The sequence below is a fragment of the Bacillus sp. B4EP4a genome (assembly GCF_006680105.1).
Classification (GTDB): domain Bacteria; phylum Bacillota; class Bacilli; order Bacillales; family DSM-1321; genus Peribacillus; species Peribacillus simplex_E.
This window is the reverse complement of record NZ_VHIK01000006.1, coordinates 16,208-40,790: the sequence shown is the minus strand read 5'-3', so window position 1 is coordinate 40,790 and position 24,583 is coordinate 16,208. Positions and strand designations below refer to the sequence as shown.

The following is a 24,583-nucleotide window of genomic DNA, read 5'->3' as shown; positions in this document are numbered from 1 at the left end:
TATTGGTCTAGGAATGAGCCTTTTCTGCTTACATATGTTAAACTATAGAAAGAGCTGTATATAAAAACATATGGTAAGGGGTTTTAAAATGATCGGTACTCATGATGGGGATTTATTGGAATCCAGCGTTAAAGACTTAATGATTTCTTCTGAACGCGTGGCCCACGTGCAGGTAACCAATAACTTAGAACATGCACTATTGGTATTAACAAAGAGCGGTTATACGGCCATTCCTGTGTTAGATCCGATGTATAAACTGCATGGTTTAATTAGCACACCAGTCATTCTTGATTCAATCTTGGGACTGGAACGAATTGAATTTGATAATCTTGAGAATAAAAAAGTTTCCGAAATAATGAATATAGAAATACCTCGCCTGCATATTGAAGATACATTGACCAAGGGTGTGGAATTGTTGATTGACCATCCGTTTGTCTGTGTAGAGAATGACGAACATGTATTTGAAGGTATCTTAACGAGAAGGGCAATCTTGAAAAAAGTATTTAAACAAAATACGCCTGATAAATAAGTACGGCTTAACATGAAGTTAACCTCAAGACTCGCCAGTTGGCGAGTTTTCTTGTTTTTTTTACATATTTGATCCAGCTAGTAGTAAAGTCTATAAACAGTTGGGTCTATTAGGAGAGGATGCGAAAATTGGGTCAATCAGTGGATGGAGCAAAAGTGCAGAATAAAAAATTAAAACGTCCCTTTATATTGGCTGCCATCATGTTGGCTATGTTTATGAATGCTATTGAAGGAACGATCGTTTCGACGGCAATGCCAGCCATTGTAAGTGATTTAGGTGGTTTTTCACTTTACAGCTGGGTGTTTTCAGGTTATTTGTTAATGAACGCCGTAACGGTCTTGATATATGGAAAGCTATCGGATATTCTCGGGAGAAAACCTGTCTTATTATTTGGAATCATTGTCTTTTTAATTGGCTCCCTTCTTTGCGGTTTTGCAGATTCTATGACGGAACTCATCATATATCGCTTTGTACAAGGTTTTGGGGCGGGGGCTGTAGCTCCTGTAGCTTCGACGATTGTTGGTGATATCTATAAAAATGAAGAGAGGGCACGCGTTCAAGGGTATCTATCGAGCGTTTGGGGAATTTCAGCGGTCATGGGGCCAGCTTTGGGCGGCTTGCTCGTTGAGTCCCTGACTTGGAAGCTTGTCTTCTGGGTTAATGTTCCTTTGGGCTTGCTATCTTTTATTGGGATTTGGTTTTTCCTTCATGAAAATATCGAAAAGAAAAAACGTGATATCGATTACCTAGGTGCAACGCTTTTGACATTATCCATATCCACTCTAATGGTGATACTCGTAGAAGGAGGAGTGAAATGGTCATGGGCTTCAGCTCCAGTTATATCCTTGGCATTAGTGGCCATCATCACCTTCATCTTATTCATTCTTCAGGAAAAGAAAGCGGCCGAACCGATGATGCCATTTGAAATTTGGCAGGAGCGTTCCATTCTGATTGCCAATCTTGTATCCCTGACGACAGGGGTGATGATGATCGGATTATCAAGTTTCCTCCCGACATTCGTTCAGGGGGTGATGGAACGCTCGCCTACGGTAGCTGGTTTTACATTGACAGCCATGTCAATTGGCTGGCCGATCGCATCAATGGTCTCTGGCAGGTTATTGATGAAAATAGGATTCAAATCAACCTCCCTCCTTGGAGGGTGTTCATTGATCCTTGGGAGCTTGATCCTGGTGTGGATGAAGCCGGAGGCTGGGCCGATTATTGCTGCCATGGGATCCTTCTTTGTCGGTGTAGGCATGGGCTTGACTTCTACCTCATTCATTGTCGTCATTCAAAAAACCGTCAGCTGGGAACGAAGGGGCATTGCGACAGCTTCCAATATGTTCATGCGTAATTTAGGAAATACTGTAGGTGCTGCATTACTTGGAGGAATCATGAATATGAGGCTTCAAGCCTACTTGAATGAACATGCGCCAGCCGGCTCGGGAGTGACGATAGATACGGCAAATAAACTGTTGAACAGTGAAGAACGCATGTCGCTTCCTGAAAATGTGGTAAATGTTTTACAGGAAGGACTTACATTGTCTCTACAGACGATTTATCTAATTGTTCTAGTCTTCTCTGTAATCAGCTTCCTGTTACTTACGAGACTAAGAAAGAATAAGAATAAGAATGCTTAAAAAAGGCAGACTCTTTAAATGGAGTTTGCCTTTGTATTTAAGGAAACGCAACTCTGATGACCAATTGAATCAATAATGCGATCGTGACCGCATGTAAAATTAATTTCAACTGTCGAGTGGAGATTTTTTGAGCCACACGCAAGTCCAGTTGTGATCCGATAAGGGACCCGATCGTGTAATAAATGGCAATCCCCCATGCAATGTTACCGGCAATGAAATAGGTAATGAATGCAGCTGTACAGCTAATGAAAGTTTGGAATCTAGTAAAGGCCAGGGATTGAAGGTAGGTGGCACCATTTCTTAAAAAGGTATACATGAGCATGGTTGCCTGTCCCGGTCCGAACATTCCGTCATAGACACTGATTCCGAATAGGGATGGATAAACTTTTTTTGGGAGATGCCAATCCGATTCATCGGAAGGTTTTCGTTTTTTAATGAAATTCATGATCAAAGCGACAGTCAAAAGACAGATGGCTAACAAATTCATTGCCTTTTCAGAGAATGAATTCGACCACCACATAAGCCACCGAAAAGGGCAAATGGGATTAACTGGAGGGCATACTTCAATTTAAGCTGTTTTTTCTTGAATAAAATATAAAAACTGGAAAAGAAGAAAACATGTTGGAAAATTTGACTGAACCAATAACCTGGTGGATGGGTAAACCTATCAAAAGAAGGGATGGCATGCCGATAAGACCGCCGCTCCCAGCCAATGTGCCGACAAAGGATGCTGCAAAACTGATGACAAGCAATAAAATGAACGTCAAAGGATATTCACTCCTTTTCTTTTCTCTTGTATTATAAGTCGACTTTGTTGATAATAAAAATTAAATAAATTAAATCATCATGATAAGAATTAATTATCAAGAGGTTGGTGTGTATGTCATTTTCAGAATTTCATTTATTATCCGTGCTTGCTCAGGAAATGAATATGAGAAAAGCAGCTGAGAGGTTGTTCGTTTCCCAGCCGGCTTTATCACAGCGTTTACAATCCATAGAAAAGGATTGGGGCTCGAAACTGTTTCTGCGTTCACAAAAAGGGCTGTCACTGACGCCTGCAGGTGAAGCGGTAATTCGTTTGGCCAATGAGGTCATCGAAAAAGAAGAAAAGGTCAGGGAAAGTATTCAAGCTATGGACCATGAAGTATATGGGACTTTGAAAATAGCCTGTGCTTCGATTGTCGGCCAAAATTGGCTGCCGCAAGTATTGAAAAAGTTCGTTCAAAAATATCCGTATGCCAAAATTTCCTTAATCACTGGCTGGAGCAGTGAAATTTTAAAGTCTTTGTATGAAGGACAGGTGCATATTGGCATCATAAGGGGAGCCCCGGATTGGAAAGGGGTAAAACAGCATTTGTTTACAGATATGCTTTATTTGGTGGATACTGAAATGAAGGAACTGAATCAAGTGTTCGAAACGGACCGGCCATTCATTCAGTTTAAAAGCGATTCGAATTATTATCAGGAAATCCAGGACTGGTGGCATCGGCAATTTAAAACGACGCCAAAAAATACCATTGTCGTGGATCAAATCGAAACATGCAAACAAATGGTGTTCAATGGTATAGGATATGCAATCCTGCCAGCCATCACTTTACATGATAAAGATACGAATGTTTTTAAAATCCCTCTACTGGATGGGCATAACCACTCAATCGAACGAGATACATGGCTTTGCGGCTATGAATCTGCCTTCCAGTTAAAGCAAGTGCAAGCATTCACGGAAGTGGTGAAAGAGCATATTCGCGACCAAGGAATGTTATAGGTCCGCTGACGAAAATGTCAATAGGGAGAATAATATATAAGAGTGACATTCAACTTGTCTTGCCGGCAGTTGTCTGGTAAATTTAAAACGAGTAATGATACATATTTAGGAGGTTTACCCGGAATGAATAAAATGGATGCAAACGAAATTATTTCTTTTATCTCAAATAGTAAAAAATCTACACCTGTAAAGGTATATGTCAAAGGCGATTTAGAAGGCATGGATTTTGGTCCAGCTTCTAAAACTTTCATAACAGGAAATACAGGTGTTGTATTCGGTGAGTGGTCTGAAGTCGAAGAAGCAATCAAGGCAGCAGGAACAAAAATCGAGGATTATGTAGTTGAAAATGATCGCCGAAACTCTGCCATTCCTTTATTGGACCTAAAAGGCATCAAAGCCCGTATCGAGCCTGGCGCAATAATCCGTGACCAAGTATCCATTGGAGACAACGCAGTAATCATGATGGGTGCATCAATCAATATTGGTTCTGTCATCGGTGAAGGCACAATGATCGACATGAACGCAATACTGGGCGGGCGTGCAACAGTGGGTAAAAACTGTCACGTAGGTGCAGGTGCCGTTTTAGCAGGTGTCATCGAGCCGCCTTCCGCACAACCGGTCATTTTGGAAGATGATGTTTTAATCGGAGCCAATGCGGTCGTACTAGAAGGTGTGAAAATCGGTCAAGGTTCAGTTGTGGCGGCTGGTGCAGTTGTAACGAAAGACGTTCCTCCTTACTCCGTGGCCGCTGGTATCCCGGCGAGGGTCATTAAACAAATTGACGAAAAAACAAAATCAAAAACAGAAATCATGCAAGAACTTCGTCAACTTTAATTTCTTTAGTGAATATTGCCTGAAGCGTGGATAAATATATCCACGCTTTCTGTATAGGAGGAAATAATGTGAAAATAAATCCTTTTGCCGAGATCCGGCGTGATTTGCATCAAATACCGGAGATAGGGTTCAAAGAATTCAAGACGCAGCAATACCTACTGAATTACATAATGAAACTGGCCCCGGAGCGAATGGAAATAGAAACTTGGCGGACTGGGATATTCGTGAAAGTGAAGGGAATGAACCCGCAGAAAACAATTGGCTACCGGGCTGATATTGACGGTCTGCCGATAAAAGAGGAAACCGGATTGCCGTTCGCATCCAACCACGAGGAATATATGCATGCCTGCGGTCATGATTTTCATATGAGCATAGGTTTGGGATTATTGACATATTTCACCGAAAATCCAATCGATGATGACTTGCTATTCATCTTCCAGCCCGCAGAAGAGGGTCCTGGCGGAGCTGAACCAATGCTTAAATCGGAAACGATGAAAAAATGGAAGCCGGATATGATTCTTGCTTTACATATTGCTCCAGAGTATCCAGTTGGGACGATTGCCGTTAAAGAAGGGCTTCTATTTGCCAATACATCTGAATTATTCATCGATTTGAGGGGGAAAGGAGGGCATGCAGCCTATCCGCATGAAACAAATGACATGGTCATTGCGGCATGCTCGCTTGTAGGGCAGCTGCAAACAATCGTTTCCAGGAATGTCAATCCACTTGATTCAGCTGTCATTACAGTTGGGAAGATTACTGGAGGCACCGTTCAAAATATTATTGCGGAGACAGCGCGGTTAGAAGGCACAATACGCACCCTTAACCCCGAATCGATGGTAAAGGTCAAGGCAAGAATAAAAGCGCTTGTGGATGGCATACAAGTGGGATATGAGTGCTTGGCTGAAATCGACTATGGTGCGATGTATCACCAGGTGTATAATGAAGAACGGTTGACCCGGGAATTCATGGAATTTACAGAGAAGTCAACTGCTGTTCATTTGCATCGCTGTACGGAAGCGATGACTGGTGAAGATTTTGGTTATATGTTAAAGGAGATTCCAGGATTCATGTTCTGGCTGGGGGTTTCATCGGATTACGGATTGCACCACGCTAAGTTAAGTCCGGATGAAACTGCGATTGAACTCGCGATCAATCACTTAACGGACTATATAACGTTTAAAGGAAGCGAAGCGTAAAAAATGCTTTTCAGTACAGAACATGCTCTAAAGAGAGAACGAATGACGTTGGAGGGCTTATTGTGAAAAAAGAATTTGCGGTGATTGGACTTGGCCGTTTTGGCGGCAGCATAGTCAAGACATTAGCTGAAGAAGGATTAGGGGTTCTGGCTATCGATGCTGACGAAGATCGAGTGAATGAATTTGCCAGAATAGCTTCACATGCCGTAGTAGGGGATACGACAGATGAAAATGTACTGAGAAACTTAGGGATTCGGAATTTTGATCACGTCATTGTAGCGATTGGCGAGAATATTCAAGCTAGTATATTGACGACTCTTATGCTTAAGGAATTGGGTGTCGGAAATGTTACGGTTAAAGCGCAAAATGATTATCATGAGAAGGTTCTTCGTAAAATCGGGGCCGACTATGTCGTGCACCCCGAACGAGATATGGGGAGAAGGATTGCCCATAATATCGTCTCCAATAATATTCTCGATTATTTAGAGCTTTCTGATGAACACTCCATCGTCGAAATTGTTGCAAGCCAAAAGATGAATGGAAACTCGATATTTGACCTTGATATCCGTGCTCATTATGGGCTGAATATAGTCGCGATCAAAAGAGGGAATGAAATCAATGTTTCTCCTCAGGCAAACGATTTAATTCATAAAGGCGATATATTGATCGTCATTGGAGCAGATTCCGACATCAATCGTTTCGAAAAAAAGATTGTAGAATAAGTAAGTGTCATGCTAAAATCGAGCAGCGCTTTTATCAAAGGAAAACAAAAAGGTTTTGGAATGGTCTCATTCCGAAACCTTTTTGTTTTTTTATTGGATTTGAAGTAGTTATAGAGAATTGCCTGCATCGACAATTTTTTAATTCCCTTAAGTAGTCCTACGAAAACCATTCTTTTCTTTTACATCTGCGAGTACACGCAATATTGTTTCTTTGCGTTTCGCATATATAGATTTTACATCTACATAATGACACAAATGATCTTTACTTTCGTACACTGTGATAAAAGTGAACAAGTCGCACAAATAGGTTTGGATGATTTGTACTCTCTATTTTGATTTAGTTCTTCTTGAAGGCGTACTTGATAAACTCGTGTTTCCGGCACTGGCTTTCCACAGTGTGGAATCAACAAATATATGCTTCTTATCAGTTTACTTTTGGAAGCTTTCCATTAAGATAGATAGAAAATCTATTCAAGCATCCTTATCACCTCAAGTTTTAATACTCCTTTTTTAAAACAAAAAAGCCTGTAGGCAAAAGGAGTTCTATCTAACTGTTAAAACAAAGTTGATTGGAATGGGTGTTCGAGACTCCTGTGGGAGTACGCGTCCAAGGGAGACCCCACAGGCGCTAAGGAGCCGAGGAGGCTCCCGGACCGCCCGCGGAAAGCGAGTGCCTGGAGTGGAATTCAACGTTCGAGATTTACAAATCTAAACAAAAAAAGCCCAGCCAAATGATGGCTGGGCTTTTTTTATTATTGGACTTCCATGATGATCGGCAGGATCATTGGACGGCGTTTAGTTTTTTCATATAGGAATGGAGATAAAGTGTCTGTAATTTCATTTTTAATTTCAGACCATTGTGTAGTTTTTCGATCCATCACCTTATTTAAATGCTTAGTTATTAAGGATTGAGCATCGCTGATAAGGTCTCCAGATTCTCTCATATAAACAAATCCGCGTGAGATGATGTCAGGTCCGGATGCAATTTTGAATTCCTTCATATTAATGCTGACAACGACAACGACAAGGCCTTCCTCGGAAAGGATTCGACGATCACGGAGAACGATATTACCGATATCCCCGATGCCGCTTCCATCGATATAAACCGAACCTGAAGGGATCTTACCAGCAATTTGTGCTGTGTTTTCACTTAGGGATAGAACTTCACCATTATCCATGATAAAGCAATTTTCTTCCGGAACTCCGCAATCGACTGCATGGCGGGCATGTAGTTTTTGCATACGGTATTCACCATGGATTGGCATGAAGAATTTTGGTTTAATCAAACGAAGCATTAGCTTTTGTTCCTGCTGTCCGCCATGTCCTGATGTATGAATGTCATTCAAAGGACCTGAAATGACGTCTGCTCCTGCACGATATAATTGATTGATCGTTCTGGAAACACTGATTGTGTTACCTGGGATAGGTGAAGATGAAAATACTACAGTATCACCAGGAATGATTTGAATCTGACGGTGAGTGCCATTCGCTATGCGCGACAATGCTGCCATTGGTTCACCTTGACTCCCTGTACAAAGGATGGTTACTTTATTCGCAGGCATACGATTCAATTGCTGTACATCAATAAATGTATCTTTAGGCGCTACAATATAACCAAGATCTTGTCCAATTGATATGGCTGAATCCATGCTTCGGCCAAAAACGGCTATTTTACGGCCGTTAGCCACGGCTGCTTCAACAACTTGCTGAAGACGATGGATGTTCGATGCAAACGTTGCAAAAATAATCCGGCCGTCAACCTTACGGAAAATGTCTTGAATGGTATCGCCGACACGGCTTTCGGACATAGTAAAGTTCTGCACTTCACTATTAGTGCTATCCGAGAGTAAGCACAATACACCTTCTTTACCGATTTCAGCCATCTTGGTCAGGTTTGCAGGCTCGCCCACTGGTGTGAAGTCGAATTTAAAATCACCAGTATGGACAATTTGTCCAGGTGGTGTTTTTACAACGATTCCATAAGAGTCAGGGATACTGTGAGTTGTGCGGAAGAATGAGACGGACGTTTTCCGGAACTTGATCACTTCATCTTCACTGATTTCAATCATGGTTGTCTGACGTAAAAGGCCGTGTTCTTCCAATTTATTACGAAGCAGTCCAAGTGCCAGTTTTCCGCCGTACACAGGGACATTCACTTTTCTAAGTAAATAAGGAATCCCGCCAATATGGTCTTCATGGCCATGAGTAATGAAAACACCTTTAATTTTATCTACATTTTTCTCTAAATAGCTGTAATCTGGAATCACATAGTCAATACCGAGAAGCTCATCTTCAGGAAATTTAATTCCAGCATCAATGACGATGATTTCATCTTGAAACTGAACAGCATATGTGTTCTTACCGATTTCGCCTAAACCGCCCAGGGCGAATACAGCTGTTTGATCGTTTTTTACAAATTTCATAAATTATAGCTCCAATACTTTGTAATCTTCATTTTGTTTTTCATATTCTAAATATGCTCCGGTTACAGGTAATACGATTTCTACGTTATAAGGTTCCTTTTTTAATTTTAAACGAACGTCACGAACGGATTCACCTTCGACAAACATTGTTTTAGTATTCTCCCTGATGGGAACCTCTGATATGGTTACTTGATAGTATACCTTAAAAACCATTTTAATCTCTCCTCACTTGTTTGCATTGCTTTTTTCATTATATATAAAAACAACAATTTTTTCATGTTTTTCAACATCATGTAAAAATAAACCCAGCTCCGCCATAAAAACGGAAGGGGTTTGATGAATTAAATATACCAATGTATAAAAGTATATAAAAAAATAGATGGCCGATTCTGGTATCAATCCAATTGTGTCTTCCTCTATCTTATATCCTATCCGTTTTTGCCATGTGTAAAACTTAAATCATGGGATCTTTTTTTTCGTAAACGATTTCTTTCTAATTAATACAGTACGACTGTGTACAGCGTTTCATGAAAACACTACGACTCATATCTTTATTGAAATATGTATTCACCTGACCATATAAAAGCCAAGATAGAAAGAAAGAATGCTTAACAAGAACTTTACAACAAGGAAGAAGCCCTCCGCAAGTTTTTGAAGGACTGTCCGAAAAAAATTCGCATATGGATGACGGCCAAGGCAGGAATGAGTGGCAAATTATGCGATAGATTTTTTTCTTAAAAGATCATTCCATTGTTTAGCAAGCTTTTTACGAAGCTTTTTTAACATGGCGATCACGCTCCCTTAATTATTATTGTATAGGATTATTCAATAATGTAAATACGTCTTTACAGGTCCTTGGCCCATTTTTGAAAAAAAAGGCTCATTCAAACAAGCAGCTGGGATTTTTGGAGGCAAGAAGGATGGGAGAAGTAATCTAAGAAGCCTGAGTTGTTTTTCTATTAAGAATAGTATATGCCCATTCGTGAATAAAAAACGTAAATTGAGTGGAATCCGGTTGTGTTACTTGACTTATCTTGATGACAATTATTAAATGGGTACATATTAAAAAAGGAAAAAATGAATGAATTGGAAGTGAATCGTTAGTGAAAATCGTATTCTTTGATATTGACGGAACGTTGCTTGATCATGAAAAAAAGTTACCTGCTTCAACAAAAAAAGCCATTAAGCAACTGCAGGATAGCGGGGTTTTTGTAGCGATTGCCACAGGAAGGGCTCCGTTTATGTTCGAATCTTTAAGGGAAGAGCTTGGTATCGATACATTTGTAAGTTTCAATGGACAATACGTTGTTTTTGAAGGGAGAGTCGTTTATAAAAACCCTTTGAGCATACCTGAGATAAAACGGCTCCACGAACATTCTGAAAAAAATGAAATACCGATCGTTTTCATGAATGAGGAGACAATGAAATCGAGTGTTCCACATCATAGCAGAATTGAAGAAGCATTAAGCAGCCTGAAGTTTCCCCACCCTGAACATGTGGCAGATTTTTATGAGGACCATGATATATACCAAGCCTTATTATTCTGTTCGGAAGATGAAGAAGGGAACTTTGTTGGGAAATATGATGACTTCCATTTCATTAGATGGCATGAGTATTCAACGGATGTTCTTCCATTCGGGGGTTCAAAAGCTGAAGGCATTAAAATATTAATGGAAAAAGTCGGGTTTGCTCTGGAGGATGTTTACGCCTTTGGAGATGGCTTAAATGATATAGAGATGTTAAAAGTAGCGGGATATGGCGTGGCAATGGGGAATGCCGGTCAACTTGTGAAGCAAGAGGCCGACTTTGTAACCAAGGATGTCGATGATGATGGCATACTTTTTGGTTTGAAGGAACTTGAACTGATATAAAAAACAAAACCCCCGTCAACCAACAGACGGGGGTTTTGCTTATTACGTTACCTTTCCACCGCAATTGAATTTTCCGGTATGGCATAGGGGTCTTCCGGATTGATATGATCATAAAACATGATTCCATTAAGGTGGTCGATTTCATGTTGAAAGCAAATGGCTGCGATGCCTTTCAGGCGGAGCTGAACCGATTTTCCTTCCAGGTCCGTACCCACAACCGTTATTCGAGCATAACGGGGCACATAGCCGGAAACGGGACGATTTACGGAAAGGCAGCCTTCTCCGGATGTCAAATATGCTTTTTCCACTGAATGGCTGATGAGTTTAGGGTTGAAAAGTGCATAGCTATACAGTTGACCATCTTTTTCTTTCAAATGAACCGCGATCATCCTTTTTGAAACATTCACCTGTGGTGCAGCCAAGCCAATTCCTGCCCTTAACCCGTATAGTGCAGCAATATCGGGCTTCTGGCTGTTTTGGACATATTCCATCAAGCTGGCTAAAAGTTGCTTATCTTCATTTGATGCCGGAAGCGGAACCTCTACCGCGACTTGCCTTAAGATTGGATCGTCTTCATTAACAAAATCATCCATGGTAAGCATAATCTTTCACCCCACAAAAATTCTTATAATATGTATAGGATTATTTTAACAAAAAAAATACTGAAAGTTAATGGATGATCTAATGAAAGAAAAATGGAAGGGATGGAATCAAGTCATTAATTCCTATCCCAGCCATTATATTATTTGCGTGTTGAGGTCTATTTAAAAAAATAAATCATTTTTTGTGAATTAGGGTAAATAGTTAACATTTTCGGGTAAAGGTAATAGTAATTATCTGGTTAGCAAAAGCACGCGCCGACAATGATTAACAGAATGAACAGGACAATGATTAGAGCGAAGCCGCCTCCAAAGCCGCAGCCGCCTCCACCATCACCATAACCATAGCTGGGTGCAACGGAAACCGGATAACAACAATCCTGGTTGTAACCTCCATACATAATTTCATACCTCCGTTTTTTGTATTATTAAAATGCTGACCACTCTGATTTGAAACGGTCCCTACAGCCTATGCAGTATGGCTTAAAGGGTGTAGGCTAGCGCCCAGTAATGAAAAAAACCTGTTCGGAATATGATTGTAACAAGTGTTTGCGGCTAATAAGGGAATTTAGAGAAATATGAATCTTCGAAGTACTATCAGAAGGAGCTGTCTATGTTGAATCGTTTTGGTCCATATGTTATTTTACTTCTTTCTTTTGTGATCTTGACTGGTTGTTTTAATGGTTCACCGGAAGAAAGAATCCACAAAATCCTAGAGAAAACTGCAGAAAAGGAAAGTGATTTCACCGAGCATCAAGAGCCACTTAATGATTTGGAGAAAAAAGAAAAAGAAAAATTTGAGAAAATAATTAAACTTGGATTGGATGATTATGAACAGATCGTCGAGCTTTCAGATGAAGCCACCAAGAATATCGACCAAAGGGAAAAAATAATTGAAAAGGAACAAAGCAGTATGCAATCCTCAAAAGAACAATTCAATCAGATAGATGAACAAATCGGGAAAATAGAGGATGAAAAAATAAAAAAAGAAGCGACTGAAATGAAAAAGGTCATGAGTGAGCGCTATAGCACCTACGATAATTTATATGATGCATATCAACAAAGTCTGGCTTATGATCGTGAATTATATGAACTATTTAAAAAAGAGGATTTGAAAATGGATGAATTACAAGTGCAAATCGAGAAAATAAATACCTCTTATACAGAGGTTTTGAAAGCGAATGAGGAATTTAATGCATTAACGGAAAAATCAAATCAAAAAAAAGAAAGTTTTTATGATAGTTCCGGCATAGAAATGGCTGATTCAACAAAATAATATAAATAATGATGGGCTGTGATTCTCACTCACAGCCCATATTTTTGTTCAATCCAGTTCATTTAGGGTCTGGGAAATTCTAGAATAGCCTTTTTTGTGCAACCAGCTTGAGGGGAATTTTCATACCTGTACTAAAAAAAAACGATAATCAAAATTCTAACAGCAGACTTATATGAAAGCGTTTGAAAATTTTTTTGGAATATTATTCCGAAGGCTCAAATGCCTATAGTTAAAGCGGTTTTGGAATTGATCCGATATGCTGGGGGATTTAAATGTTATCCTTTGCCATCCTTAAATTGAAAATTAGGGGAAATTTAATAGTACAGTTGTAAAGTCAAAACTAATACAGAGAAGAAGTATGAGTATTGGAAATTCTATAAAATCAAAATTATAAGGAACTCCAAGTGATTGACTTGATGTTAATTCATCTTGTAAACTTAATCTATAAAAATTCTTGTATCATTTTCCTTGATTTTTTTTATGGTACAGAATAAGATTGAGACATATTAAGCATATCCACGTTTGAGGATTGGTCTTAAGGGAAAAATAAAAGAATGAATTGTTGAAGAAACTAAAAAGCAAACTATTTTTGCTTTATAGAATAATAATAGCAAACCTTTTTAATGAAAGGATGAGGTGCCAAATGGCTCAAAAAACTAAACAAGCTAAATTTAATGTTCAGGATCAGCTTAAGAAAGTAGAAGAACAATTTGAAACTTTTCAAATTTTAAATGAAGAGGGAGAAGTCGTTAATGAAGCGGCAATGCCTGATTTAAGTGATGAACAATTGCAAGAATTAATGCGTCGTATGGTTTATACACGCATCTTGGATCAACGTTCTATATCACTGAACCGTCAAGGCAGATTAGGTTTCTATGCACCGACTGCCGGTCAAGAAGCTTCTCAAATCGCTTCCCAGTATGCTTTGGAAAAAGAAGATTTCATTCTGCCTGGTTACCGTGATGTTCCACAAATCGTTTGGCATGGCCTGCCGCTTTGGCAAGCATTCTTATTCTCCCGGGGACATTTTAAAGGAAATCAAATTCCTGAAGACGTCAATGTAATTTCCCCACAAATCATTATCGGGGCTCAATATATCCAAGCTGCCGGAGTGGCTCTTGGGTTGAAGAAACGCGGGAAAAAAGCTGTAGCCATCACATATACGGGTGACGGTGGAACTTCACAAGGTGACTTCTATGAGGGAATTAACTTTGCAGGTGCATTTAAAGCGCCGGCTATCTTCATCGTGCAAAATAACCGTTTCGCAATCTCGACTCCGGTTGATTTGCAATCAGCATCAAAAACATTAGCCCAAAAGGGTGTGGCTGCAGGTATTCCTGGCATCCAGGTTGATGGTATGGATGCGTTGGCTGTTTATACAGCAGTTAAAGAAGCACGTGAACGTGCAATTAATGGTGAAGGCCCTACATTGATTGAAACATTAACTTACCGTTATGGTCCACATACGATGGCTGGGGATGACCCGACACGTTACCGTACTTCCGAAATGGATAACGAGTGGGAACTGAAAGATCCATTGGTTCGTTTCCGTAAGTTCTTGGAAAACAAAAAACTTTGGAATGAAGAATTAGAGAACGAAACGATAGAAAAAGCAAAAGACGATATTAAAGAAGCAATCAAATTGGCAGATGCAGAACCTAAGCAAAAGGTTACAGACCTTATTGAAAACATGTATGAAGAAATGCCTTATAACTTAAAAGAACAATATGAAATTTATAAAGAGAAGGAGTCGAAGTAAGCCATGGCTCAATTGACGATGATTCAAGCAATTACAGAAGCATTACGTACAGAACTTAAAAATGACGAGAATGTACTCGTTTTTGGGGAAGATGTTGGTGTTAATGGAGGAGTTTTCCGTGCAACGGAAAATCTTCAAAAAGAATTCGGTGAAGATCGTGTATTCGATACACCTCTTGCTGAATCTGGAATCGGTGGATTAGCGGTCGGTCTTTCTTTACAAGGTTTCCGTCCTGTTCCTGAAATTCAATTCTTCGGGTTTGTATATGAAGTAATGGATTCCGTAAGCGGTCAGCTTGCTCGTATGCGCTACCGTTCAGGCGGACGTTACAGTGCACCGGTTACAATTCGCTCACCTTTTGGGGGCGGAGTGCATACTCCGGAAATGCACGCTGATAGCTTGGAAGGTTTAATGGCTCAGCAACCAGGGTTAAAGGTAGTTATCCCTTCCACTCCTTACGATGCAAAAGGCTTATTGATTTCAGCTATTCGTGATAATGACCCTGTCATTTTCCTTGAGCACATGAAATTGTACCGTTCTTTCCGTCAGGAAGTTCCTGAAGAAGAATATACAATTCCATTAGGAAAAGCGGATGTGAAAAGAGAAGGAACGGATTTATCCATTATTACGTATGGTGCGATGGTACAGGAATCCATCAAGGCAGCTGAGGAATTGGCTAAGGAAGGACATTCCGTCGAAGTGGTCGACTTACGGACTGTATCTCCATTGGATATCGATACAATCATTGCTTCTGTAGAAAAAACTGGACGCGCTATCGTTGTTCAAGAAGCACAAAAGCAAGCTGGTATAGCAGCGAATGTCGTAGCGGAAATTAACGAACGTGCCATTTTGAGCTTGGATGCTCCAGTGTTGCGAGTGGCGGCTTCTGATACGGTATTCCCGTTTTCACAAGCTGAAACAGTATGGCTCCCTAATTATAAAGACATTATTGAAACGGCGACTAAAGTCTTGAAGTTTTAACAATCTTAAGTAATGGGAATGAATGTCCTGCTTGGGAAAGTAATATCGCATTAACGGTAATGCAAGATAAAGGACTTTATTCAAAGCACTAAGTATGATTTAATATAGGAGGTTGAACTCAGTGGCATTCCAATTTAGACTCCCTGATATCGGAGAAGGTATACACGAAGGTGAAATAGTGAAATGGTTTGTAAAACCAGGAGATAAGATTCAAGAAGATGACGTGCTTTGCGAGGTTCAGAACGATAAGGCCGTTGTTGAAATCCCATCACCGGTGGAAGGTACCGTTGAAGAAATCCTTGTTCAAGAAGGAACGGTTGCCGTTGTTGGCGATGTACTTGTAACTTTCGATGCTCCAGGTTATGAAAATCTTCAGTTTAAAGGGGATCATGGAGAAGAAGCGAAGGCAGAAGGTGAGAAGAATACGGAGGCCCAGGTTCAAGCAACTGCTGAAGCTGGACAGGAAGTCAAGAAAGAGGCTGCTCCGGTTCAAGAAAATAATGGTGTAACGGGCGCGGGATCACAACCACAAGTTGAGGCAGATCCTTCACGACGTATCATCGCCATGCCTTCTGTTAGGAAATATGCACGCGAACAAGGGGTAAATATTCGTGAGATTTCTGGTTCTGGGGATAACGGCCGCATCATGAAAGATGACATAGATGCTTTCAAAAACGGCGAAACTGCTCCACAGCAACCGGCAGCTCAAAGTGAAGCTTCACAACAAAATGATACGGAAACAACCGAAAAACAAAAAGTTTCAATTCCAGAAGGGCAATATCCTGAAACTCGCGAAAAAATGAGCGGCATGAGAAAAGCGATCGCCAAAGCAATGGTGAAATCCAAACAGACAGCTCCGCATGTTACATTAATGGATGAAGTCGATGTGACGCTATTGGTTGCTCACCGTAAGAAATTCAAGGAAATTGCTGCACAAAAAGGAATCAAGCTTACATTCCTACCTTATGTTGTTAAAGCGTTAACAAGTGCATTGCGTGAATTCCCTATGCTTAACACATCATTTGATGATGAGGCTAGTGAGATTATCCATAAACACTATTACAATATCGGAATTGCGGCAGACACAGACAAAGGACTGCTCGTTCCAGTTGTAAAAGATGCAGATCGTAAATCAACTTTTGCTATTTCACAAGAAATTAATGAATTAGCGACGAAAGCCCGTGACGGCAAATTGGCTCCTAACGAAATGAAAGGTGCTTCTTGCTCCATTACGAATATCGGTTCCGCAGGCGGTCAATGGTTCACACCTGTAATCAATCATCCAGAAGTTGCCATTCTAGGGATTGGACGCATTGCCGAAAAAGCAATTGTACGCGACGGGGAAATTATCGCCGCTCCAGTTCTGGCATTATCACTGAGCTTTGATCACCGCATGATTGATGGAGCAACAGCTCAACATGCATTGAATCATATCAAAAAGTTATTGAACGACCCAGAATTATTGTTAATGGAGGCGTAAACAATGGTAGTAGGAGATTTTCCAATCGAAACAGATACTTTAGTGATCGGTTCAGGCCCAGGGGGATATGTTGCCGCAATTCGCGCAGCACAGCTTGGACAGAAAGTAACGGTCGTTGAAAAAGGAACAATCGGCGGAGTTTGTTTGAATGTAGGCTGTATCCCATCGAAAGCTTTAATTTCGGCTGGACACCGTTTCCATGAAGCTCAGCATTCAGAAGATATGGGTATCTTTGCAGAAAAAGTTTCTGTTGATTTTTCTAAAGTACAAGCTTGGAAAGGTTCTGTTGTTAAAAAATTAACAGGCGGTGTAAGCAGCCTATTAAAAGGTAATAATGTTGATGTTGTAACTGGAGAAGCTTATTTCGTTGACGAAAACAGCATCCGTGTTATGAATGAAGACTCAGCCCAAACATATACATTTAAAAACGCAATCATCGCCACTGGTTCATCGCCAATCGAGATTCCGTCATTTAAATATACGAAACGTGTACTTAATTCCACTGGTGCTCTTGCTTTGGAAGAAGTTCCAAGTTCGATCGTGGTAATCGGCGGAGGTTACATTGGAACTGAGCTTGGCGGAGCATTCGCAAGCTTCGGCACTAAAGTTACCATCCTTGAAGGTACGGAAGAAATCCTTTCTGCAGGCTTTGAAAAACAAATGGCAGCACTTGTTAAGCGTAACCTTAAAAACAAGGGTGCTGAAATTGTTACTAAAGCAAATGCTAAAGGCGTGGAAGAAACTGAAACAGGTGTAACCGTTACTTATGAAGTAAAAGGCGAAGAGAAAAAAGTTGAAGCCGATTACGTTTTAGTAACAGTTGGACGTCGTCCAAATACGGCAGAGATCGGCCTGGAGCAAGTCGGAATCAAAATGACTGATCGTGGTTTGATCGAAACGGATAAACAATGCCGTACAAGCGTAAAAAACATTTACGCAATCGGTGATATCGTTTCTGGACCTCAGTTGGCTCATAAAGCTTCTTATGAAGGTAAAATTGCAGCTGAAGCCATTGCAGGACATTCATCTGAAATCGACTATCTTGCTATTCCGGCTGTTGTATTCTCTGAACCGGAACTTGCTTCTGTCGGTTATAATGAAAAAGAAGCGAAGGAAGCTGGAATCGAAGCGCTTGCTTCTAAATTCCCATTCGCTGCAAATGGACGTGCTCTTTCTTTAAATAATACGGACGGATTTGTGAAGCTTATCACTCGCAAAGAAGACGGATTGGTTATAGGAGCACAAATTGCAGGACCAAACGCTTCTGATATGATTGCAGAACTTGGTTTGGCTATCGAAGCAGGAATGACTGCCGAAGATATCGCAATGACAATCCATGCACATCCAACTTTAGGGGAAATCACAATGGAAGCTGCTGAAGTTGCCCTTGGAACTCCTATTCACATCATCAAGTAATTGATTTTTATAAAAAAGCGTACTGCCTAATGCAGTACGCTTTTTTTGTTTGCCAGATATACAAATATGAAGGATGACTCCCCAGTCATGATTTTCTTCACGCTTGTTAAATGAAAAGGGTAAAAAGGGCATAAGCTATAAAAGGACTTCTTACTTTTTTCCTTGAAAGGGTTTGAAAAAGGTAATAAAGGATAAAAAAATAAGATGAGCGATATGTTAAAGGAATATTTTTTGCCAATAAAAAGATCATGGCTGATATATTCATATCAAAATGGGGTGGATCACTTGAAAAATTATCTGGTAATCCTCTTTCAACTAATCGTTTGGAGTGGGTATACATTAGTTGAATGGCTGTCTGTTAACGATCGTTTCGTTTTCAAAGTATTCATGTTTCTGGTCTTTTCCTATCTAGCCATTTACATTGGTAAAATGATTTTAAAATCCAATAGGCGAACAATGCTTGTTACCGTGATAAGTCTATTATGCTACGGTATTTTGCAAATCCTTTTGGAAATGCTAGTACCCGTTTATTGAATTTTTAAGCAAGCCGCAATGACACAAGAAACCACGGAGGAACCATGATTAACAAAGGAGTAGCATTATTTACATTAGTATCATTTTTATTGATGGCATGCAATGGTCCGAGTTCCAGTCGAACGGAAAATGATAATCAAAAAAGTGTGGAAACGACAACAACGGTCCAAGATGAAAGCCAGCAAGAGAAAGATCTGAAAAACGAAACGTCAAAAACAATTGTCGATGGGCATGTAAAGGCAGAATATCGGGTGGACAAAGAATATTGGTCATTTAAACCAATTGGGGATGCAAATCCGAAAGTTGTGCTGTTAACATTTGATGATACACCTGAAAAATATTCTCTGAAAATCGCCCAGACGCTGAAGCGCCTTGAAGTACCTGCGATTTTTTTCGTGAACGGTCACTTTCTTGAAAATGATGAAAATAAAGCGGTGCTAAAAGAAATTCATGAAATGGGTTTTTCTATCGGTAATCATACTTATTCCCATGTGAATTTAAAACAGTTAACCGAAAAGGAACAAGAGCGGGAAATCGTAAAATTGAACAATTTGGTAGAAGGCATTACAGGGGTACGCCCTAAGTACTTCAGGGCGCCATTTGGATCGAATACCGAGCATTCAAAAAAAGTCGCTGAGAAAGAAAAAATGTTGGTCATGAATTGGACATATGGATACGACTGGGAAAAAGAGTATCAGGATAAAAAAGCTTTAAGGGAGATCATGTTGAACAGCCCTTATTTAGGAAATGGTGCGAACTTACTGATGCATGACCGGCAATGGACGAGTGAAGCCATTGAGGATATCGTGAAAGGTTTTCAAAAGAATGGTTATGAGATTCTTGATCCAAAGTTAATTGAAACGCCTGCATGAGCCAATTCCGGCTTCTGCAGGTTTTTTATTTCCTTGGATAATAATACATCACCCGTTTATTGAAGAGATGTAGCTGCGCCCGTAATTTCTTTGCAAGGAACTTGCACAGTTCATTAGCTTTCCCCTTATCACCGAAAGTTGCTGTTTCAGGGAGGGTAAATTGGATATAGGATTGAATCCGCTCTGATCCGTCTTCATCCTTAACGACTTCTTGGTCAACGCCTATCAATATCATGTGATATCGATCTTCTTTGGATTGGAGATATATGGCCTTATCTTTCATCTTTTCTGGTTCTTTCATTTCATAAGGAAATGCTTTCTTATCATAGTCCCAATCCAGTTGCTTTCCGGTTTTCGCTGTGATCATTTGATAATAGTTCAGCAGTTCTTTCACGTCTTCGATGGTTACAGTCCCTTTCACGGACTCAGGAACAAGTTTGATATAGGCATTTTCAGTCATGTGGATCCCCCTTAAATCGATAGGATGTAAGAATATATTAACATTTTATGGATGTATTATATACATATCTATATGTAAATTAAAAGACGAAATTCCTTTTTCACCTTGCTATGCAAAAGCAAGAGGTGTGATGAAATGAGCGCCAGGGCCCAAAAAGGAATCGTCTAACGAACGATTGGAGTCAATTGCTTCCTACATGAGGGTTCATTAAATAGGAAAAAAGTATATATGTTATACTTTTTAGCTTGAAATAATAAATGTGTTATATTATAATTCATATAAAGCGGTTACATTACGTCATTGATGCATACAATATAGAGGAAGGGGTTGTAAAAATGGGAACTATCGTATGTCAAACTTGCAATAGCACGATTGAACATTTTGAAGATGAAAAAGTAAGTGTACTATATACACACAATCACAACTGCCAAAGCTGTGATACAGCTGCCTCTGAAAAATAAATCGAAACAGGATTATAAGATTAATAGAATTTAAGGGTGTTTCAGGATTGTAACCTGGAGCACCCTTTTTATAGAAGTCAATGAAGCGAAAATCTTCAGTTTATCGGGAGCTACATGCTCAATAATAAAGGGGGCAAAAAAACCAGAGCAGCACTTCGCTCTGGTTTGATGGGATCAATCAATTTTTAATGATACGTAAATATTTTATTTCTGGGTCCTCAGGGCCTTGAACAGGAAGGCCGGCCTCGATGTTTTTCCGGATGTAATTGATATTATCTTCAGTAATCAATTCACCTGGTATGAAGATTGGGATTCCAGGCGGGTAAACCATGATGAACTCAGCGCTAATTTTGCCGACAGATTCCTCAATGGGAACCACTTCGGTTTCTGCATAAAATGCTTCCCTTGGTGATAAAGCCAATGGTGGTGTATCAGGAAGCAGGACTTCGATCTTTTCATGTTCAGCCGCCATTTCCTTAAACTCATCGGCCAAGTCTCTAAGGGCAGTAATCAGAAGGTCCGCTTCTGTTTTTGAGTCTCCAGGTGTTATCAGGCAAAGGATATTGTACAAGTCAGAAAGTTCCACTTCGATATTATGCTTTTCACGAAGCCATTTCTCAACGTCGTATCCGGTAATATTCAATTCCTTGATGGATATGATCAATTTAGTCGGGTCATAACTAAAGGCTGCCTCACTCTCGAGAATTTCGCTGCCGACACAGTAAAGATAAGGAATCTCATTAACGGCCTCACGGATATACCCTGCGAGATTGATTGCTTCATCAATCATTTCCCTGCCTACCGTCGCAAGTTGTCTTCTGGCCGTATCCAGGGAAGCCAGAAGGATATAGGAGGTTGAGGTGGTTGTGAGCATGCTCAATATGGCTTGAACACGATTTGCGGAAACCAATCCATTCCTTACATTTAATATGGAACTTCCCGTTAGTGAACCGCCCAGTTTATGAACACTCGTTGCAGCCATATCCGCTCCAGCTTGCATGGCTGACATCGGCAAGTCTTCATGGAAGTGTATATGGACACCATGTGCTTCATCTACCAGTACTGGGATTTTGTGGGAATGAGCAACTTCCACTATTTTTTGCAAATCAGCCGAAATGCCGAAATAGGTTGGATTGATGACAAGCAATCCTTTTGCATCGCTATGTTCCCTTAAAGTTTTTTCGACGGCATCTACGGTGATTCCGTGTGAGATGCCCAAATCTTTGTCTATTTCAGGATTGATGAAAATGGGAACAGCTCCGGAAAATACAATGGCAGACATTACGGATTTATGTACATTCCTTGGGACGATGATTTTGTCCCCAGGTCCGCAAACTGTCATGACCATCGTCATGATTGCTCCACTTGTTCCTTGAACGGAAAAGAATGTGTGATCCGCCCCAAAAGCTTCAGCGGCAAGATCCTGAGCTTGTTTAATGATCCCCTTTGGCTGATGGAGATCATCGAGTGGAGCGATATTGATTAAATCTATAGATAATGCATTTTCTCCAATGAAATTACGGAAATCAGCGTCCATTCCTTTTCCTTTTTTATGACCTGGAATATGAAATTGAACGGGATTTTTTTTTGCATGCTGCAATAAGGCAGTGTATAAGGGTGTTTCATTCTGTGACAATTCTTTGTGGCCCCTTTTCAATAAAATAGGTACGTAATATTTGGGAGTACATACTCCCTTTCTATTAATGATCGTATGTTTCTCCGATTCCATCGTATGGTTAGTAAACTTGTGGATAGACATAAAACATATGAATTATAGCACGTCTTATAATAAATGCCTAGAGTGACTTTAATGTCCTGACTTAAACAATTTATATATGTCTTTGTTGTTAAGGGGCTCAATAAAATTATCAGCAGATTATAAATGTCCATTTTCCTAGTATTTACTGGATTTACTCAAGAATTCTTCTTTTATTAATATTGTAGGTGAGTTTAAAAATTGAACGGTTAAACAATATTTGCCATAATGAAACTAATGATTTTTGAGAGCTAAATAAACAAACCACATAAAATGAAAAGGGAGCTGAGGAGTTTGAAGTGGAAAACGCGTGTGACCGATTTGTTAGGTATTCAATACCCAATCGTACAAGGGGGATTGGCCCATTTAGCATATGCAGACCTGGCTGCGGCAGTTTCGAATGCAGGAGGGCTGGGGCAGGTAACGGCCATGTCCTTGGACAACCCGGAGCAACTGACAGATGAAATTAGAAAAACCAAATCATTGACGGATAAACCGTTTGGTGTGAACTTTGCAATCGGTCAGCATGGAAGACCTTATGAACACATGCTGGAAGCAGCCTTGAAAGAGGATATCGCAGCTGTTTCCGTAACCGGCGGCAACCCTGCACCATTTCTTGATTACGTCAAAGGAACCCAGGTGAAAAAACTCGTGCTTGTTGCTGCAAGAAGGCAGGCAATGAAGGCTGAACAGCTTGGGGCAGATGCGGTGATGGTAGTTGGTCAGGAGGGTGGAGGACATTTAGGCCGTGATGATATCGGAACTTCTGTGTTAATTCCTCAAGTTGTGGAATCCGTTAATATTCCAGTCATCGCATCGGGTGGTTTTGGCGATGGACGAGGTTTGATGGCAGCATTGGCACTTGGTGCCGAAGGAATCGAGATGGGAACACGATTCATAGCAGTCAAGGAATGTGTTCATGCACATGAATTATATAAAAATGCCTTGGTTTCCGGCACAGAAAATGATACGGTTGTCATCAAGCGTTCCATTGGTGCACCAGCAAGGGTAATTGCAAACAGCTGGACCGATAAGATCCTTGAAATAGAAAAAGAAAACGGCGGATATGAACAATTGAAGGATTACATAAGCGGAAAAGCGAATCAGCGTTATATCCATGACGGTGTCGAAGGTGAAGGCTTTGCTTGGGCTGGACAAGTGATGGGGCTGATTCATGATGTACCATCGACTGCTGAACTATTCAGTCGGATTATCGACCAGGCGGAAGCAATTCGCTCAAAATGGGCAGACTGATGATGCATGGTCTGCCGGACAGCATGAAAAACTATCTAGAAGGAGCGTGTTTAGGGTATGGATTATCAATATCCAATGGATCTTGATTGGTCTACTGAAGAAATCGTAGATGTGATCAAATTCTTTGAAGCTGTAGAAAAGGCTTATGAAAATAAAATACAAAAGGAAGAATTTATGAAGGCTTACCGAAGATTCAAGGAAATAGTCCCCGGTAAGGCGGATGAAAAAAAGTATACGGATGAGTTTGAATCAGTCAGCACTTATTCAGCCTATCTTGTTATTAAGAAGGCAAAAGGAATCGATGACGGGGAATGGATAAAAATGAAAAATTAAAAATATTTTTAGAAAACTCCATTGACTTACTGAAAAGATTGTTTTAACATAATAAGCAAGAAAATGATAAAGGCAGTGACGAAGAAGAGTACCTTAATGATGTTCTGCAGAGAGCCAGTGGTTGCTGAAAACTGGTGAACGAATTTAAGCGAATGGACTTCCGAGCCCCAAACCGAAACGGATGAACGGAGTAGGCTTTGGCGATTATCTCATCGTTAGTGGAGATAGGCATGTTAATGCCGAAAAGTGAGCTAATTTAGCTAATTAAGGTGGTACCACGGGTTCCTCGTCCTTTGGATGAGGGGCCTTTTTGCGTTTTTATGGAAATGATAATTAAATCTATGAATGAGAGTAGTAATCTTTTTAGATGCGTAACAGAGAGCCGGGATAGGTGGAAACCGGTACGATATAAGAAGATG

The 24,583-nt window shown here is 40.3% G+C and carries 24 protein-coding genes, 2 pseudogenes and 2 other annotated features (1 of these 28 only partly in view); of the genes and pseudogenes, 17 read left to right on the top strand and 9 right to left on the bottom strand.

Features of this window, described 5'->3' with window-relative positions; genetic code table 11:
- Positions 1–88 precede the first annotated feature (88 nt).
- Both cbpB and FNK51_RS03445 read left to right on the top strand, forming a co-directional pair.
- Positions 89–529 (top strand): cyclic-di-AMP-binding protein CbpB, encoded by a 441-nt coding sequence (gene cbpB, locus FNK51_RS03450; RefSeq protein ID WP_063232001.1) that lies wholly within the window; start codon positions 89–91, stop codon positions 527–529.
- A 119-nt stretch (positions 530–648) separates the two neighbouring features.
- Positions 649–2,169, top strand: coding sequence for an MDR family MFS transporter (locus FNK51_RS03445; RefSeq protein ID WP_141992440.1), 1,521 nt, complete (start codon positions 649–651; stop codon positions 2,167–2,169).
- 37 nt (positions 2,170–2,206) lie between these two features.
- Here FNK51_RS03445 and FNK51_RS03440 read toward each other — a convergent pair whose 3' ends face one another.
- Together FNK51_RS03440 and FNK51_RS27055 are read right to left on the bottom strand one after the other, a co-directional pair.
- Positions 2,207–2,689 carry a sulfite exporter TauE/SafE family protein gene (locus FNK51_RS03440; protein WP_286178561.1) on the bottom strand — a complete coding sequence of 161 codons (483 nt, stop codon included), beginning with the start codon at positions 2,687–2,689 and terminating at the stop codon, positions 2,207–2,209.
- Between the two features lie 43 nt (positions 2,690–2,732).
- Positions 2,733–2,936 carry a TSUP family transporter gene (locus tag FNK51_RS27055; protein WP_286178560.1) on the bottom strand — a complete coding sequence of 68 codons (204 nt, stop codon included), beginning with the start codon at positions 2,934–2,936 and terminating at the stop codon, positions 2,733–2,735.
- 113 nt (positions 2,937–3,049) lie between these two features.
- Between FNK51_RS27055 and FNK51_RS03435 the strand changes: the two genes are divergently transcribed.
- From FNK51_RS03435 to FNK51_RS03420, 4 genes are all read left to right on the top strand, one after another.
- Positions 3,050–3,934 carry a transcriptional regulator CcpC gene (locus FNK51_RS03435; RefSeq protein ID WP_063231999.1) on the top strand — a complete coding sequence of 295 codons (885 nt, stop codon included), beginning with the start codon at positions 3,050–3,052 and terminating at the stop codon, positions 3,932–3,934.
- 123 nt (positions 3,935–4,057) lie between these two features.
- Positions 4,058–4,768 carry a 2,3,4,5-tetrahydropyridine-2,6-dicarboxylate N-acetyltransferase gene (gene dapD / locus FNK51_RS03430; protein ID WP_141992439.1) on the top strand — a complete coding sequence of 237 codons (711 nt, stop codon included), beginning with the start codon at positions 4,058–4,060 and terminating at the stop codon, positions 4,766–4,768.
- Positions 4,769–4,842: 74 nt separating this feature from the next.
- A complete protein-coding gene (locus tag FNK51_RS03425; protein ID WP_141992517.1) occupies positions 4,843–5,967 on the top strand; it encodes an N-acetyldiaminopimelate deacetylase in 1,125 nt (374 codons plus the stop codon).
- Positions 5,968–6,029: 62 nt separating this feature from the next.
- Complete coding sequence (locus FNK51_RS03420; protein WP_098371142.1) at positions 6,030–6,689, top strand: potassium channel family protein; 660 nt, start codon at positions 6,030–6,032, stop codon at positions 6,687–6,689.
- A 113-nt stretch (positions 6,690–6,802) separates the two neighbouring features.
- Here the strand turns inward: FNK51_RS03420 and FNK51_RS27700 are convergent.
- The 3 genes and pseudogenes from FNK51_RS27700 to FNK51_RS03410 all read right to left on the bottom strand — a co-directional run.
- A pseudogene (locus FNK51_RS27700) lies at positions 6,803–6,923 on the bottom strand (transposase); the annotation flags it as partial.
- Positions 6,924–7,441: 518 nt separating this feature from the next.
- Positions 7,442–9,112 carry a ribonuclease J1 gene (gene rnjA / locus FNK51_RS03415; RefSeq protein ID WP_061462260.1) on the bottom strand — a complete coding sequence of 557 codons (1,671 nt, stop codon included), beginning with the start codon at positions 9,110–9,112 and terminating at the stop codon, positions 7,442–7,444.
- Between the two features lie 3 nt (positions 9,113–9,115).
- On the bottom strand, positions 9,116–9,325 hold the full coding sequence (locus FNK51_RS03410) for a DNA-dependent RNA polymerase subunit epsilon (RefSeq protein WP_034314070.1): 210 nt from the start codon (positions 9,323–9,325) through the stop codon (positions 9,116–9,118).
- Between the two features lie 890 nt (positions 9,326–10,215).
- Here FNK51_RS03410 and FNK51_RS03405 point away from each other — a divergent pair.
- Entirely contained in the window at positions 10,216–10,983 is a 768-nt protein-coding gene (locus FNK51_RS03405; protein ID WP_260397991.1) for a Cof-type HAD-IIB family hydrolase, read from the top strand.
- A gap of 47 nt (positions 10,984–11,030) precedes the next feature.
- Here the strand turns inward: FNK51_RS03405 and def are convergent, their stop codons facing one another.
- Positions 11,031–11,585, bottom strand: coding sequence for a peptide deformylase (gene def, locus FNK51_RS03400; protein WP_098371140.1), 555 nt, complete (start codon positions 11,583–11,585; stop codon positions 11,031–11,033).
- Positions 11,586–11,824: 239 nt separating this feature from the next.
- Positions 11,825–11,929 (bottom strand): annotated as a pseudogene (locus FNK51_RS03395) (YjcZ family sporulation protein); the annotation flags it as partial.
- A gap of 266 nt (positions 11,930–12,195) precedes the next feature.
- On the opposite strand from FNK51_RS03395, the gene FNK51_RS03390 reads away from it, so the two are divergent.
- The 7 genes from FNK51_RS03390 to FNK51_RS03360 all read left to right on the top strand — a co-directional run bounded on the left by FNK51_RS03390 (position 12,196) and on the right by FNK51_RS03360 (position 19,900).
- Complete coding sequence (locus FNK51_RS03390) at positions 12,196–12,858, top strand: YkyA family protein (RefSeq protein ID WP_141992438.1); 663 nt, start codon at positions 12,196–12,198, stop codon at positions 12,856–12,858.
- Positions 12,859–13,501: 643 nt separating this feature from the next.
- Positions 13,502–14,617, top strand: a complete 1,116-nt coding sequence (gene pdhA / locus FNK51_RS03385; protein ID WP_141992437.1) for a pyruvate dehydrogenase (acetyl-transferring) E1 component subunit alpha — start codon at positions 13,502–13,504, stop codon at positions 14,615–14,617.
- Positions 14,618–14,620: 3 nt separating this feature from the next.
- On the top strand, positions 14,621–15,598 hold the full coding sequence (locus tag FNK51_RS03380) for an alpha-ketoacid dehydrogenase subunit beta (protein ID WP_098371136.1): 978 nt from the start codon (positions 14,621–14,623) through the stop codon (positions 15,596–15,598).
- A gap of 121 nt (positions 15,599–15,719) precedes the next feature.
- Positions 15,720–17,078, top strand: a complete 1,359-nt coding sequence (locus FNK51_RS03375) for a dihydrolipoamide acetyltransferase family protein (RefSeq protein WP_141992436.1) — start codon at positions 15,720–15,722, stop codon at positions 17,076–17,078.
- Between the two features lie 3 nt (positions 17,079–17,081).
- The gene (gene lpdA / locus FNK51_RS03370) at positions 17,082–18,494 is read left to right on the top strand and encodes a dihydrolipoyl dehydrogenase (protein ID WP_098371134.1); all 1,413 of its coding nucleotides are present in this window, start codon (positions 17,082–17,084) and stop codon (positions 18,492–18,494) included.
- A gap of 276 nt (positions 18,495–18,770) precedes the next feature.
- On the top strand, positions 18,771–19,028 hold the full coding sequence (locus FNK51_RS03365; RefSeq protein WP_311608312.1) for a hypothetical protein: 258 nt from the start codon (positions 18,771–18,773) through the stop codon (positions 19,026–19,028).
- Between the two features lie 44 nt (positions 19,029–19,072).
- Positions 19,073–19,900, top strand: coding sequence for a polysaccharide deacetylase family protein (locus FNK51_RS03360; protein WP_141992435.1), 828 nt, complete (start codon positions 19,073–19,075; stop codon positions 19,898–19,900).
- A 25-nt stretch (positions 19,901–19,925) separates the two neighbouring features.
- Here the strand turns inward: FNK51_RS03360 and FNK51_RS03355 are convergent, their stop codons facing one another.
- Positions 19,926–20,360: a DUF1885 family protein gene (locus tag FNK51_RS03355; RefSeq protein ID WP_098371132.1), complete on the bottom strand. Its 435-nt coding sequence runs from the start codon at positions 20,358–20,360 to the stop codon at positions 19,926–19,928.
- Between the two features lie 335 nt (positions 20,361–20,695).
- Here FNK51_RS03355 and FNK51_RS03350 point away from each other — a divergent pair, with 335 nt between their 5' ends.
- A complete protein-coding gene (locus FNK51_RS03350; RefSeq protein WP_072272684.1) occupies positions 20,696–20,821 on the top strand; it encodes a GapA-binding peptide SR1P in 126 nt (41 codons plus the stop codon).
- 178 nt (positions 20,822–20,999) lie between these two features.
- Here the strand turns inward: FNK51_RS03350 and FNK51_RS03345 are convergent, their stop codons facing one another.
- Positions 21,000–22,457, bottom strand: a complete 1,458-nt coding sequence (locus FNK51_RS03345) for an aminotransferase class I/II-fold pyridoxal phosphate-dependent enzyme (protein WP_141992434.1) — start codon at positions 22,455–22,457, stop codon at positions 21,000–21,002.
- A 393-nt stretch (positions 22,458–22,850) separates the two neighbouring features.
- Between FNK51_RS03345 and FNK51_RS03340 the strand changes: the two genes are divergently transcribed.
- Together FNK51_RS03340 and FNK51_RS03335 are read left to right on the top strand one after the other, a co-directional pair.
- Complete coding sequence (locus FNK51_RS03340) at positions 22,851–23,831, top strand: NAD(P)H-dependent flavin oxidoreductase (protein ID WP_141992433.1); 981 nt, start codon at positions 22,851–22,853, stop codon at positions 23,829–23,831.
- Between the two features lie 57 nt (positions 23,832–23,888).
- The gene (locus tag FNK51_RS03335; RefSeq protein ID WP_098371129.1) at positions 23,889–24,164 is read left to right on the top strand and encodes a UPF0223 family protein; all 276 of its coding nucleotides are present in this window, start codon (positions 23,889–23,891) and stop codon (positions 24,162–24,164) included.
- A 66-nt stretch (positions 24,165–24,230) separates the two neighbouring features.
- Positions 24,231–24,461 (top strand) — a binding site (T-box leader).
- A 35-nt stretch (positions 24,462–24,496) separates the two neighbouring features.
- Positions 24,497–24,583, top strand: a binding site (T-box leader); it runs 151 nt beyond the window's last position.